Source organism: Micromonospora sp. CA-248089, from assembly GCF_050948515.1.
Lineage (GTDB): Bacteria > Actinomycetota > Actinomycetes > Mycobacteriales > Micromonosporaceae > Micromonospora.
The window spans coordinates 4360219-4373545 of the sequence record NZ_CP192016.1 but is presented as its reverse complement, the minus strand read 5'-3'; the positions used below and the strand labels follow the sequence as shown (position 1 = coordinate 4373545).

The window sequence follows — 13327 nt, the reverse complement described above, 5'->3', positions numbered from 1 at the left end:
GCCGGAAACCCGGCCCGCGCCGGAGCGGCCGGGCGGGCCGGGCAGAATCGCCTGGTGCCCGTCCACGAGATCACCGACCCCGACGACGACCGGATCGCCGACTACCGCGCGCTCACCGACGTGGAGCTGCGTACCCGCTGGGAACCGCCGCACGGGTTGTTCATCGCCGAGGGGGAGCTGGTGCTGCGGCGGGCGCTGCGGGCCGGCTACCCGGCCCGGTCGTACCTGGTCGACGCGAAGCGGGTGGACCAGCTCGCCGACCTGGACACCGGGGACACGCCGGTGTACGCGGCCACGCCGGACGTGCTCCAGCGCGCCACCGGCTTCCACGTGCACCGGGGCGTGCTCGCGTCGTTCCACCGCAAGCCGCTGCGCTCGGCGGACGAGGTGCTCGCCGCCGCCCGGCGGGTGGTGATCCTGGAGGACGTCAACAACCACACCAACCTGGGGGCGATCTTCCGGGGCGCCGCCGCGCTCGGCGTCGACGCGGTGCTGCTGTCTCCCACCTGCGCCGATCCGCTCTACCGGCGCAGCGTACGGGTCAGCATGGGCGAGGTGTTCGCGGTGCCGTACGCCAAGCTCGAGCGCTGGCCCGCAGGACTGGACCAGGTCCGGGCAGCCGGATTCACGGTGCTCGCGATGACGCCCGCGCCGGATGCCGTACCGATGCAGCGGCTGACCCCGGCGCAGCGGGAGCGGGCGGCGTTGCTGCTCGGGGCGGAGGGGCCGGGTCTGACCGCGGCGGCGCAGGCCGCCAGCGACGTGCGGGTGGTGATCCCGATGCGGCGCGGCGTGGACTCGCTGAACGTGGCGGCTGCCGCGGCGGTGGCGTTCTGGGAGCTGGGCCGCGAGGACCCGCTCTGAGGACCCGCTCGCCCGACCGGCTTGCATGACCATGCGACGGCATGCATAATCTTCCTTGTGTCCAAGGTTCTCACCTCCCTGCCCATCGGCGAACGTGTCGGCATCGCCTTCTCCGGCGGCCTCGACACCTCGGTAGCCGTCGCGTGGATGCGCGACAAGGGCGCCGTCCCGTGCGCCTACACCGCTGACATCGGCCAGTACGACGAGCCCGACATCGCCTCGGTGCCCGGCCGCGCCCACACCTACGGCGCCGAGGTCGCCCGGCTCGTCGACTGCCGCGCCGCCCTCGTCGAGGAAGGGCTGGCGGCGCTGACCTGCGGCGCCTTCCACATCCGCTCCGGCGGGCGGGCCTACTTCAACACCACCCCGCTGGGCCGGGCCGTGACCGGCACGCTGCTCGTGCGCGCGATGATCGCCGACGACGTGCAGATCTGGGGCGACGGCTCGACGTTCAAGGGCAACGACATCGAGCGGTTCTACCGGTACGGCCTGCTGGCCAACCCGCAGCTGCGGATCTACAAGCCGTGGCTGGACACCGACTTCGTCACCGAGCTGGGCGGGCGCACCGAGATGTCGGAGTGGCTGCTGGAGCGCGGCCTGCCCTACCGGGACAGCACCGAGAAGGCGTACTCCACCGACGCCAACATCTGGGGCGCCACCCACGAGGCCAAGACGCTCGAACACCTGGACACCGGCATCGAGACGGTCGAGCCGATCATGGGCGTCAAGTTCTGGGACCCGTCCGTGGAGATCCCCACCGAGGACGTCACCATCGGCTTCGACCAGGGCCGCCCGGTGACGATCAACGGCAAGGAGTTCGGCAGCGCCGTCGACCTGGTGCTGGAGGCCAACGCCATCGGCGGCCGGCACGGCCTGGGCATGTCCGACCAGATCGAGAACCGGATCATCGAGGCCAAGAGCCGGGGCATCTACGAGGCCCCCGGCATGGCGCTGCTGCACGCCGCCTACGAGCGGCTCGTCAACGCCATCCACAACGAGGACACGCTCGCGAACTACCACAACGAGGGCCGCCGCCTCGGCCGCCTCATGTACGAGGGCCGCTGGCTGGACCCGCAGGCGCTGATGCTGCGCGAGTCGCTGCAGCGCTGGGTCGGCACGGCGGTCACCGGCGAGGTCACGCTGCGGCTGCGCCGGGGCGAGGACTACTCGATCCTCGACACCACCGGCCCGTCGTTCAGCTACCACCCGGACAAGCTGTCGATGGAGCGCACCCAGGACTCGGCGTTCGGCCCGGCCGACCGGATCGGCCAGCTCACCATGCGCAACCTGGACATCGCCGACTCCCGGGCCAAGCTGGAGCAGTACGCCTCCGTCGGCATGGTCGGCGGCGGCACCCCGCAGCGGGTCGTCGGCGCCGCCCAGGCGGCCTCGACCGGGCTGATCGGCGCCATGCCGCAGGGCGGTGCCGAGGCCATCGCGTCCCGGGGCGTGCCCACCGCCGAGGACGAGGCGCTCGACCGCGCCGCGATGGAGTTCGGCGTCGACTGATCACCGCCGCTCGTCCGTCTGCCCGCCCGCCGGTCCCCGCCTTCTCGGCGGGCCGGCGGGCGGTGTGGCCTTCGGCAACGGTGGTGACGCAGGGTAGCGTGTCGCCCGTGTTCCCTACCGTGCGTGAGGTGCTGGACCTGGTGCCCGTGCGCAACGGCGCGCCCCGCCTGGTCGCCGGAACCGCCGGGCTGGACCGGCCGGTGCGGTGGGTGCACATCGCCGAGGTGCCGGACATCGCCACCCTGCTCGGCGGCGGGGAACTGGTCCTCACCACCGGGATCGGGCTGCCGGGCGACGACGCCGGGCTCCGCGAGTTCATCGGCGCCCTCGCCGACGTCGGCGTCTCCGGGCTGGCCGTCGAGCTGGGCCGCCGCTACGTCAGCGGAGTGCCCCGGGTGATGGCCGCCGCCGCCGAACGACGCGGCCTGCCCCTGATCGAGCTGCGGCGGGGCACCCCGTTCGTCCGCATCACCGAGGCGGTGCACGCGCTGATCGTGGACGCCCAGCTCACCGAGCTGCGCGCCACCGAGGAGATCCACCAGCGGTTCACCGACCTGTCGGTGGAGGGCGCCGAACCGGCCGAGGTGCTGCGGCAGGCCGCCGAGCTGGCGGGCTGCCCGATGGTGCTGGAGAACCTGTCCCGGCAGGTGCTCGCGTACGACCCGGCGGGGGAGAACGCCGAACTGCTGCTGGACGGCTGGGAACGGCACTCGCGGCAGATCCGCCCGGCCGGGCGCACCGCGTACGACCCGGACAGCGGCTGGCTCGTCACCACCGTCGGCGCGCGGGGCCAGGACTGGGGACGGCTGCTGTTGCGCTGGCCGGCGACCGAGTCCACCCCGCCGACCCGGCTGACCATCCTGATCGAGCGGGCCGCCTCCACGCTGGCCCTGGGCCGGCTGATCCGGCGCGACGCCGAGGGCCTGGAACGGCAGATCCACCGCACGCTGCTGACCGCGCTGATCGACCACTCCCGCCCGGTGGACGAGGTGGCGCTGCGCGCCAAGGCGCTCGGCGTCGTCCTGGACCGCCGGCACCTGGTCGGCGTCGTGGTCCGGCACCGCGCCGACGAGCCGGCCGGGGACGCGGGCGCCCTCGACGACGAGTCCGCCCCGGCCCGCCGGGGCGGACGCCGCGACGCCGACGCCGAAGGCCCCGAAGCCGGCCCGGCCCGGTTGCGCGACCTCGCCGAGGCGGTCAGCCAGGCCGTCCGCGACGCCAAGCTCACCGCGCTGACCAGCCCGCTCGACGACCAGGCGGTGGGCGCGTTGCTGGCGCTCCCCGACGCCGCCGCCGAGGAGAAGGCACTGTCCGCGTTCGCCGCGGCGTTGCGTCGGGTACGCCTCGACGTCGCCCCCGCCCGCTCTCCGGCGTCCCGCCTGTCGGAGTCGCCCGACCGGCCCGTCAGCCGGGCCGTGACGTCGGGGAGCGCGCGACCGGCCGACGCGCCGCCCCGCGCCGCGATCGTGGTGGCGGCCGGGTCCGGCGTAGGCAGCATGCGCGAGGCGCGCCGGTCGCTGATCGAGGCGCGGCAGGTCGCCGAGGCGGCGCGGCGGGATCCCAGGGATCTGCCCTGCTACCGCCTGCCGCACGTCGGGCTGGCGGGGCTGCTGCACCTGCTACGCGACGAGCCCCGGTTGCAGACGTTCGTCGAGCGTGAACTCGGGCCGCTGCTCGCCTACGACGCCCAGCACCCGCGGGAGCAGTTGCTCGGCACCCTGCGGGCGTACCTGGAGCAGGGACGGAACAAGTCGGCCGGTGCGGCCGCCGCGCACCTGTCCCGGCCGGCGTTCTACGAGCGGCTGGCCCGTATCGGCCGCATCCTCGACGCCGACCTCGACTCGGTCGACAGGTGCCTGTCCCTGCACGTGGCCCTGCTGGCCCTGGACGCCGTCCGCACCCCCTGACCACCCCCCGCCCCCGCCCCGCCCGCCCCGCCCGCCCTCTCGGCCTCTGCCGCGCCGATCTTGGAGTTGTGGCGCCCAGAATGCCGGCTAAGCACCGTTATCAGAGGTGCCACAACTCCAAGATCGATAGGGTGCGGGCGGTGATCATGAGGTTGAGCCGGTGATTCGCCCTGAATTCGCACCGTCAAGTTCATGATCGACGGGGCGGGGCGGGTCAGGTCAGGGCGGTGAGGGTTTTGGCGTACGGGGCGGGCACGTAGTTGTCGCCGCCGGGGGTGAACACGTCGGAGGTCGCGGCCGCCTGCCAGGCGGTGTCGGGCAGCGCCGCCACCAGGGCGCGTACCACAGGGGCGTCGCGCCACTGGTCCTGCTGGGCGAGCAGGCTCAACGCGACGACCGACTCCTCCACCTCGCCCACGCACTCGAACGGCTTGTGCCCGTCGATGCCGAGCAGTTCCCGGTAGCCGGGGGTCTGGGACTCGTCGGCCAGCAGGTCACCGCCGAAGATGCCGGTCAGCCGCTCGCGGGGCATGAACGGGGCCATGGCCAGGAACACGAACCGGCACTTCGGGCAGTCGCGGCACCAGCGCTCGCTCGCGTCGCGCAGCTTGAACGCGGCGTTGCAGCTGGTCACCACCGCGTCGTACCGGTCGATCTCGGCGAACAGGCGGGCGATGTGCAGCTCGGACAGGGAACGCAGCAACGAGAAGTACGGCTCGGTGAGCCCGGCGTGCTCGGCCAGCGCGGCACGCAGCAGCCCTTCCGCCTCGACGCCCTTGGACCACTGATGGTTGATCTCGTGACCGTTCCAGATCAGGTTCGGGTCGGACGCGGACCGCTCGTTCGACATCACCACCGGGCCGAGGCCGTGCAGGACCGCGGTGGCCACGGCGATCAGCGAGTTGATCGCGGTGACCGGGATGTGCCCGTTGCGCGCGCCGGCCGCGTTCAGCTCGAACAGCACCGGGTCCAGCCGCCGCCGCGCGGCCAGCGGCACCAGGTCCGACGCCTCGTTCACCGACACGATCACGTGGTTCGGGTTGACCGAGAACGGCACCGGGTCCAGGCCGGCGCGGCGCAGCGCCTCCAGCGTGACGATGGAGTCCTTGCCGCCACCCACCGCTGAGAGCGGACGGCGGTCGGAGTTGTCCACCGGCACCGCCGGGTCCACGGTGCCGGCCGGCACCTCGGGACGCAGTTGCAGCACGTGCGGCAGCTCGTTGCGGTACGCGTACTCGGCGAGGCCCTTGGTGTAGACGGCGGTGACCAGCTCGACGGCGGCGGCGCCCAGCGGTGCGGGCAGCACCAGCCGGGGCGGCGCGGCGGCCTTGTAGTAGCTGACGCCGGCGACCACGTGCAGCAGTTCCAGCACCCGGGCCAGGGTGGCCGCGGTGGCGTCGGCGACCGGCTCGGCCGGCAGCGGAAGCGTGATCACCTCGGTGAACCGCTGCTCGCCGTCGGGGCCGGTCAGGGCGTAGTCGAACAGGACCTCGCCGGTGGCGAAGTCGATCGAGTAGGACGGGAACGTGAAGGCGTCCATCCGCCGCAGCTGCTCGTTGGGCACACGCCATACTAGGCCCTGGTTCGTCCGTCCGTGTCCGGCTGGGCCGGACCCTGCCCGCCGTGCGTCGACCGAGTCCGAGGAGAGCCCGTGCGCCTGTCTGATCTGCGCGGACGTCATGTCGCCGTCTGGGGCGCCGGCCGCGAGGGCCGGGCCGCGGTGACCGCGATCGCCGCGCACGGGCCGGCCGGCCTCGTCGTGGTCGACGACAGCGCGAACTTCCTCACGCTGCCCTGGGACGGTCCGCTCGCCGCCTCGGCGCCGCTCGTCACCGGCGAGGAGGGCTTCGAGCGCCTGGCCGCCGCCGACGTGGTGGTCCGCTCGCCGGGCGTGCCGAACACCCACCCGTGGATGGTGGAGCTGCGCCGCCGGTCCGTGCCGGTGACGCAGGGCAGCGCGCTGTGGATGGCCGACCATGCGGACCGCACCGTCGGGGTGACCGGCAGCAAGGGCAAGAGCACCACGTCCAGCCTGATCAGTCACCTGCTCACCGCGATGGACCGGCCGAACGTGTTCGGCGGCAACATCGGGGTGCCGCTGCTGGACCTGCCCGAGGCGGAGCTGTACGTGCTGGAGCTGTCCAGCTACCAGTGCTCCGACCTGACCGACTCGCCGCGGGTGGCAGTGGTGACCGCGCTGTTCCCCGAGCACCTGGACGCACACGGCGGCGAGCGGGAGTACTACCGGGACAAGCTGAACCTGATCGCGCACGGCCCGCACGCCGTCGTGGTCAACGGCGCCGACCCGCGCCTGGCGGCGGAGCTGGGCGACCGGGCCGCGGTCCGGGCCGGTTCGCCGGACACCACGCACGTGGCCACCGGGCCGGACGGTACGCAGTGGTTCCACCTGCGGGACACGCCGCTGTTCCCGCGCGCGGTGCTGCCGCTGGTCGGCCGGCACAACGAGGGCAACCTCTGTGTCGCCCTCGCGGTGCTGGATGCGCTCGGCGTCGACGTGGTGGCGCGCAAGGACAGCCTCGCCGTGGCGGTCGCGGAGTTCCAGGGCCTGGCGCACCGGCTCACCGAGATCGCCGATCCGTCCGGGCTGACGTTCGTCGACGACACGCTCGCCACCAGCCCGTACGCGGCGATGCACGCGATCGACGCGTACGAGGGTCGGCCGTTGACGGTGATCGTCGGCGGCGCCGACAGAGGGCTGGACTACAGCCCGCTGCGCGCGCACCTGGCCGACCGGGAGATCACCGTGATCGGCGTGCCGGACAGCGGCCCCCGCATCGTGGAGGCGCTGTCCGGGCTGCCGTCGGTGCGTACCGAGCTGGCCGACGACCTGGTCGCCGCCGTCGGGCTGTCCCGCAAGCTGACCCCGGCGGGCGGGGTGGTGCTGCTGTCCCCGGCGGCGCCGAGCTACGGCCGGTTCCGCAACTTCGAGCACCGCTCCGAGGTGTTCGCGCAGGCGGTGGCCGACACCGCCCGCTGAGCGGTCAGCCGCGCTCCGCGCGGGCGTTCCCCGGCGGGCCGGGCTCGCCGGAGAGGATCGCGTCGAGCGACTCCGTGGGCGCCGAACTGTCGACCGGCTCGCGCGGCGCGGGCGCCGTACCGGCGGACGTCGTACCGGCGGGCGTCGCCTCCGGGCCGGCGTGGGCCGGGCGCCGCTTGACCGGCGTCCAGGCGAATGCGAGCGCGCCGCCGACGAGCGCCAGCAGCATGCCGATCAGGAATCCGCCCAGGTTCGAGGTGAGCCAGGAGACCAGCCCGAGCACGAGGGAGAGCACCGCGTAGAAGATGCGTTGCTGCGGCGTGGTGATCAGCAGCACGCCGCAGATGACCAGGACGGCCGGGACCAGGTACGCGGCCAGCCCTTGCGGCCCGACGTGCAGCAGCACCCCGAGCGGTGCGCGCAGCGTCACGAGCATCTCCGCGCCACCGAGCGCGATGAGCAGCCCGGCGGTGAACGGCCGGGCCCGGCGCCAGCGCCGCCAGCGTGTGCGGACGCCGGCGGCGGGCGCCGAGTGCTGTCCCGCGATCACGTCAGCACCCTTCGGAGCTGAAGCCCATGCGCAGGTTGGGCAGTGTGAAGACGGCGGCGGTGGTGGCGTAGTTGTTCTGCCGCAGGTTGGTGATGGTCACGGTGTCGGCCTGCTGGGCGAACACACCCGGGTTGCCCTTGACGCCGGGGACCTTGTCGACGGTGCTGGCGTCCTGACCGACGTCGATGTTCTTGAAGGAGGCGTTACCGGCGATCTCGTCGCCGTCGACCACGAGTGTGCGCGCGGTGACGGGCTTTCCGGAATTGCCGGCGGTGATCCGCAGGTTGGTTCCGCCCAGGTTGATGCTCTGGCACAGATTCGTCAGTTCGGCCTTGTCGATCGCGGAGACGATCACGAGCACCTGCCCGCCGGTGTCGCCCTGGTTGGGGCTGTCCGGGATCATCTGGTCGAGCGTGGCGAACTGCTCGAACCCGGTGCCCTCCAGCTTGTCGGCGGTGACGGTGAAGGGCATGCCCGAGATGGCGAACTGCGCGCCGAGCACACCCTGCGCGGTCAGCACCACCATGCCGGCCGCCCCGGCCGTCACGGCGCCGAGCGTGACGGCGAACCGGCGCCAGCGTACGCCGCTTCGTGGTTGATCGGCCTCGATCTGCTCGATCTGCTCCGACATGCCGGCCCCTTTCGAGATCAATTCATCTGCGACGATGCGAATTGGCTTCGCATGATGCGCGCCGAGGGGCGCAGGCCGAAGTTACCGCTGAGTAAAGGGGCGGTCAACTGCCTGTAGCAGATCATTGGTCGGTATTTGCCAAAAGCGGCCAAAGTGAAAAACCGCTGCGGTTTCTCACCGCTCAGGGTTGGCCGGGCGCGCAGGGCGCGGTGGCGGCCGGACCGTCGTCCGCCCTCCCCGTGCGGGCGATGCGACCCGCCTCGTGCGGTCCGAGGAACGGCGCGACGGCCGCGTACGTGAGGGCCGGCAGCAGCAGCGGCAGCTCCTCGGCCCGCCCCTGCGCCACCCGCTCACGGATGGTGGCGTGGATGCCACCGACCACTGTGGACAACAGTGCCTCGCGGTCCAGGTCGGCCGGCTCCGGTCCGGCGCCGGCGAAGAACCGGCGGAAGCTGCGCAGGAGCGCGTCGCGCTCCCGGCGGGCATCAGGCCCGGCCGCGTCCACCTCGACCAGCGCCATCCGGGCGAAGGCGGGCACGCTCGCCAGCACGTCGAGCAGCGTGCGCAGCGCCGCCCGGACGGCCTCCGGCCACTCCGGGCCGGCGTCGCGGTAGGCCTCCTCCATCAGGTGCGACACCACGGCGATGCCGTGCCGGTACGCGGCCAGGAACGCGTCCTGCTTGCCGCTGAACAGCGTGTAGAACGCGGGCCGGGTGACCCCGGCGGCGTGGCAGATGTCGCTGACCCGGGCGTTGTCGTACCCCCGGGTGGCGACCTCCCGGACCAGCCCGTCGAAGAGGCGGTCCCGCTGGGTCGCCGCCACCTCCTCGGCCGGCACGCGGCGCGGGCCGCGCTTGATGGCGCGGTCCGGGTCGCGGCCGTGGCGGGCGCCCGGCAGGGGTACGGGCGCCGGCGACGGCGGGCTCGGGACTGTCACTCATCGACCTTTCTTGATGCGTTGACTTTACGACCCTCCGGGGTTTATAACTTTCGACACGCTCAGTTCACGCCTCGTCACCGCTGGTGATCTCTCCTGATCGGTCACCCGAACGCGTCGAAGGAGGGCCGGATGGCTGCCATTATCGCCGCGCGGACCCGTCCCCCCAAGGCCGGAGAGACCCAGGTGACGCGGCGACGCCGCACTGCGCCACGCCGCCCGGCCCGCTGAGGCCGCCACGGCGCACCACCACCTGCGGCGGACCGATCCCGGCCGCCGCACCCACCGGCTCCGTCCGCTCCGGACGCCGCCGGCACCGTTTCCTGTCCCACCGCCGGAAGGAACAACCATGCCCAGGTACGGACGCATCGGCGCGGGCCTCGCCGCCCTGGCGCTGCTGACCGGTCTGGTCGGCGCCGCCCCCGCCACCGCCGCACCCACCACCTCGCTCGCCAGCGCCGTGCTGACCTACCCGACCGTCGCCGGCACCGCCGTGTCGGTGGGCGACGTCATCCAGGCCAGCCTGCGCAGCGGCACCAACGCCACGTTCTACTCCTCGACCAGCGGCACCACCGGCATCAAGTGCGCCGCGTCCAGCTTCAGCGCCAAGGTGCTGACCAACCCGACCGCACCCGGCACCGCGACCGAGAGCCTCACCGCGCAGTCGTTCACCAGCTGCACGACGAACGTCTTCGGCACCACCGGCGTGCAGAGCGTGACTGTCAACAACCTGCCCTACACCACCTCGGTGACCAGCGCCGGCGTCGTCAAGATCTCCGGGACGACGGCGGCGCCGATCCAGAGCACCGTCGTGCTCAACTCCCTGCTCGGTACGATCACCTGCGTCTACCGCACCAGCACGAACACGCTGACCGGTACGGCGTCCAACGCCACCAACTCGATCACCTTCACCAATCAGCCCCTGACCAAGTTCTCCGGCCCGTCGCTGTGCTTCGGCACCGCGTACTTCACCGCGGCGTACTCGCCGGTGAAGGACACCAGCAAGACCGGTAGCCCGGCCGTCTACGTCAACTGACACCCGGCTCTCGGGCCGGTGGCCGGCGATCCGCCGGGCACCGGCCCGTGGTCGCGCCACCGTGGCACTTGTCCGCGCCGCACCGTGGTGGCAGCGTGCGGAGACTACCGCCGCTGAAGGGTGCGCCGATGACCTCCGACGACCTGCTGGCCCGGCACCGGGCCGTGCTCCCGTCCTGGATGCCGCTCTACTACGCCGAACCGCTGGAACTCGTCGCCGGTTCCGGCCGCCGGGTCACCGACGCGGCCGGCCGGACCTATCTGGACTTCTTCGGCGGTGTGCTGACCACGATGGTCGGTCACGACATCCCGGAGATCCGGGAGGCGGTCGAGCGGCAGCTGCGGACCGGCCTCGTGCACACCTCCACGCTCTACCTGATCCGCCGGCAGGTCGAGCTGGCCGAGAAGATCGCCCGGCTCTCCGGCATCCCGGACGCCCGCGTCTTCTTCACCAACTCCGGCACCGAGGCGAACGAGGCCGCGCTGCTGGTCGCCACCAACCACCGGCGCTCGCACCAGATCCTCGCGGTGCGCAACAGCTACCACGGCCGGTCGTACGCGACGATGGGCGTCACCGGCAACCGCGGCTGGTCGGCCAGCGCGCTCAACCCGTTGCAGGTGGCCTGGCTGCACTCCGGCGAACGGCTGCGCGGCCTGCTGGCCCGGCTCGACGCCGCCGACCGGGTCGACGCGGCGGTCGAGGACTTGCGCGAGGTGCTCGCCACCCAGACCGCGGGCGACGTGGCTTGCCTGATCGCCGAGCCCGTCCAGGGCGTGGGCGGCTTCGTGCACGGCCCGGACGGGCTCTTCGCCGCCTGGAAGAAGGTGCTCGACGAGCACGGCATCCTGCTGATCAGCGACGAGGTGCAGACCGGGTGGGGTCGTACCGGCGAGCACTTCTGGGGCTACCAGGCGCACGGCGTGACGCCGGACCTGCTCACCTTCGCCAAGGGCGTCGGCAACGGCTTCGCGCTCGCCGGCGTGGTCGGCCGGGCCGAGGTGCTGGAGTCGGTGCCGGCGATCAGCTTCTCCACCTTCGGCGGCAACCCGGTCTCCACCGCCGCCGGCAACGCGGTGCTCGACTACCTGCTCGACCACGACCTCCAGGGCAACGCCGCCCGGGTCGGCGCGATCCTGGGCGACGGCCTGCGCGCGGCCACCGCCGGGCTGGAGCAGGTCGCCGAGGTACGCGGCAAGGGCCTGATGCTCGCCGTCGAGTTCGTCCACCCGGGAACCGTCGAGCCGGACGCGGCGCTGACCACCCGCGTCTTCGAGGCGTGCCGGGCCGGCGGCCTGCTGGTGGGCAAGGGCGGCCTGTACGGCAACGTGATCCGGATGGGCCCGCCGCTGACGCTCACCGAGGAGGAGGCGCGGGAGGGCCTGGCGATCCTGGTCGACGCGATCCGCGCCTCGATCGGAGCGTGACCGTCAACCAGGACGGCGCAGTCCGGACCTGAGCAGTCGCAGCAGACCCGCCCCGGTCAGGTACGCCACGAGCGCCGGGGCGGGCAGGCCCAGCGGTTCCGGTGCCTCCTCGGGCGCGAGGCTGTTCAGCAGCAGGCCGACGAGCACGCCCGCGTACCCGGCGACGGCCAGAGCGGCGCGCAGCCGCCGGCCGCCCGCCCCGGCCGGCCCGGTCGCGGCCGGGCGGCGGGTGCGGGCCTCGACCGGGCCGAAGACGGCGACCAGCACGGCCAGCACCGCGGCCAGCGCGAGCAGCCACGGTACGCGCCACGCCCACCAGGCCGCCGAGCCGGCCGGGGGAGTGGGCAGCACGCCGAGCCGGTCCAGCAGGCCGACGAGCAGGATCGCGGCGGTCAGGTGCCAGAGGAACAGGGTGAGCACCACGGCGTTGACGGCGAGCACCGCCTGCCAGGGGCCGGACCGGCGCAGCCAGCGCCCGGCCGGGTGCCGCAGCAGCAGGATCAGGCCGAGCTGGGCGGCGGCCGCGGCGAGGAGCGCCAGGCTCGGCGGCGCCGCGTTGTCCAGCCGCTCGCCGGGGACGTGGAGCATCGCCACCGGGTACGGCCCGGCCACCGTGAGCAGCGCCAGCGCGACCAGGCCACCGCCGAGCAGGACCGCGCCCGCCCGGCGGGACAGCGGCAGCCGGCGGCGGAGCAGGCCACGCGGCGCGGCGTGTCCGGCGCGGGTGTCCGCCCGGGCGGCGTCGTACCAGGCGAAACCGAGCTGGTGTACGGCCAGCCAGCCGAACAGGTAGTTGCCGTCGGCGAGCACGGCCGGGCCGAGGAGCCGGCCGAGGTCGCCGAGCGCGACGAGGACCACGAGCACCACCGGCACGGCGAGCCCGAACCGGCGGTGCAGCGCCTCCATCGGCGGGGTCAGCGCCACCACCGCGACGTAGGCCACCAGGAACCACAGCGGGATGGTGGCGAACCAGACCACGGCGCGAACCTGCCCCGGGTCGGCGCCGCGCAGGGTGGCGATCCCCGCGCCCGCGGCCAGGACCAGCAGCAGCACGGTGGTGGGCCGGATCAGCCGGGCGCTGCGGTCCACCAGCCATCCGGCCGCCGACCCGCCCCGGCGCCGGCGGGCGGCCAGCGAGGCGGCGTTGGCGTAGCCGCCGACCAGGAAGAACACCGGCATCACCTGGGCCACCCAGGTCAGCGGCCAGGCCCAGCGCAGGTCCGCCAGCGCCGAGTGGCCGGCGGGACGGCCGTCGTCGTACCCGATCGCGGTGACGCCCCAGTGGCCGAGCACGACCATGGTGATGGCGAGCGCCCGGAGCAGGTCGATGTAGCGCTCCCGCCCCGGCGGCGTGCGTTGCGCGAGCTGCCGCAGGCGGCGCATGGGCTCAGGCTAGGCCAGCGGGCGCCGACCGGTACCGATAACGGATCGGTCGAGAGGGCTTGTGGTCCCGGTCGCACTGTCGTAGAAA

General features: G+C 73.3%; 11 protein-coding genes. 6 read left to right on the top strand and 5 right to left on the bottom strand.

Going from position 1 to position 13327, the window contains the following annotated elements:
* Positions 1 to 51: 51 nt before the first annotated feature.
* The 3 genes from ACQP26_RS20415 to ACQP26_RS20405 all read left to right on the top strand — a co-directional run bounded on the left by ACQP26_RS20415 (position 52) and on the right by ACQP26_RS20405 (position 4280).
* Positions 52 to 864, top strand: coding sequence for a TrmH family RNA methyltransferase (locus ACQP26_RS20415; RefSeq protein WP_433496170.1), 813 nt, complete (start codon positions 52 to 54; stop codon positions 862 to 864).
* 57 nt (positions 865 to 921) lie between these two features.
* Complete coding sequence (gene argG, locus ACQP26_RS20410; RefSeq protein ID WP_269705141.1) at positions 922 to 2373, top strand: argininosuccinate synthase; 1452 nt, start codon at positions 922 to 924, stop codon at positions 2371 to 2373.
* 98 nt (positions 2374 to 2471) lie between these two features.
* Positions 2472 to 4280: a PucR family transcriptional regulator gene (locus tag ACQP26_RS20405; RefSeq protein ID WP_433493731.1), complete on the top strand. Its 1809-nt coding sequence runs from the start codon at positions 2472 to 2474 to the stop codon at positions 4278 to 4280.
* Positions 4281 to 4494: 214 nt separating this feature from the next.
* Here the strand turns inward: ACQP26_RS20405 and ACQP26_RS20400 are convergent, their stop codons facing one another.
* On the bottom strand, positions 4495 to 5844 hold the full coding sequence (locus tag ACQP26_RS20400; protein ID WP_433493730.1) for a hypothetical protein: 1350 nt from the start codon (positions 5842 to 5844) through the stop codon (positions 4495 to 4497).
* Positions 5845 to 5931: 87 nt separating this feature from the next.
* Here ACQP26_RS20400 and murD point away from each other — a divergent pair, with 87 nt between their 5' ends.
* Positions 5932 to 7278 (top strand): UDP-N-acetylmuramoyl-L-alanine--D-glutamate ligase, encoded by a 1347-nt coding sequence (murD, locus tag ACQP26_RS20395; RefSeq protein ID WP_269705145.1) that lies wholly within the window; start codon positions 5932 to 5934, stop codon positions 7276 to 7278.
* 4 nt (positions 7279 to 7282) lie between these two features.
* Here murD and ACQP26_RS20390 read toward each other — a convergent pair whose 3' ends face one another.
* The 3 genes from ACQP26_RS20390 to ACQP26_RS20380 form a co-directional block, all read right to left on the bottom strand.
* A complete protein-coding gene (locus ACQP26_RS20390) occupies positions 7283 to 7828 on the bottom strand; it encodes a DUF6114 domain-containing protein (protein ID WP_433493729.1) in 546 nt (181 codons plus the stop codon).
* 1 nt (position 7829) lies between these two features.
* A complete protein-coding gene (locus ACQP26_RS20385; RefSeq protein ID WP_269705147.1) occupies positions 7830 to 8459 on the bottom strand; it encodes a DUF6230 family protein in 630 nt (209 codons plus the stop codon).
* Between the two features lie 181 nt (positions 8460 to 8640).
* Positions 8641 to 9396 carry a TetR/AcrR family transcriptional regulator gene (locus ACQP26_RS20380; RefSeq protein WP_433493728.1) on the bottom strand — a complete coding sequence of 252 codons (756 nt, stop codon included), beginning with the start codon at positions 9394 to 9396 and terminating at the stop codon, positions 8641 to 8643.
* A gap of 349 nt (positions 9397 to 9745) precedes the next feature.
* Here ACQP26_RS20380 and ACQP26_RS20375 point away from each other — a divergent pair, with 349 nt between their 5' ends.
* Positions 9746 to 10432 carry a Tat pathway signal sequence domain protein gene (locus ACQP26_RS20375; protein ID WP_269705149.1) on the top strand — a complete coding sequence of 229 codons (687 nt, stop codon included), beginning with the start codon at positions 9746 to 9748 and terminating at the stop codon, positions 10430 to 10432.
* A 128-nt stretch (positions 10433 to 10560) separates the two neighbouring features.
* Entirely contained in the window at positions 10561 to 11856 is a 1296-nt protein-coding gene (locus ACQP26_RS20370; RefSeq protein ID WP_433493727.1) for an aspartate aminotransferase family protein, read from the top strand.
* Between the two features lie 3 nt (positions 11857 to 11859).
* Here the strand turns inward: ACQP26_RS20370 and ACQP26_RS20365 are convergent, their stop codons facing one another.
* Complete coding sequence (locus ACQP26_RS20365; protein WP_433493726.1) at positions 11860 to 13239, bottom strand: acyltransferase family protein; 1380 nt, start codon at positions 13237 to 13239, stop codon at positions 11860 to 11862.
* Positions 13240 to 13327 lie beyond the last annotated feature (88 nt).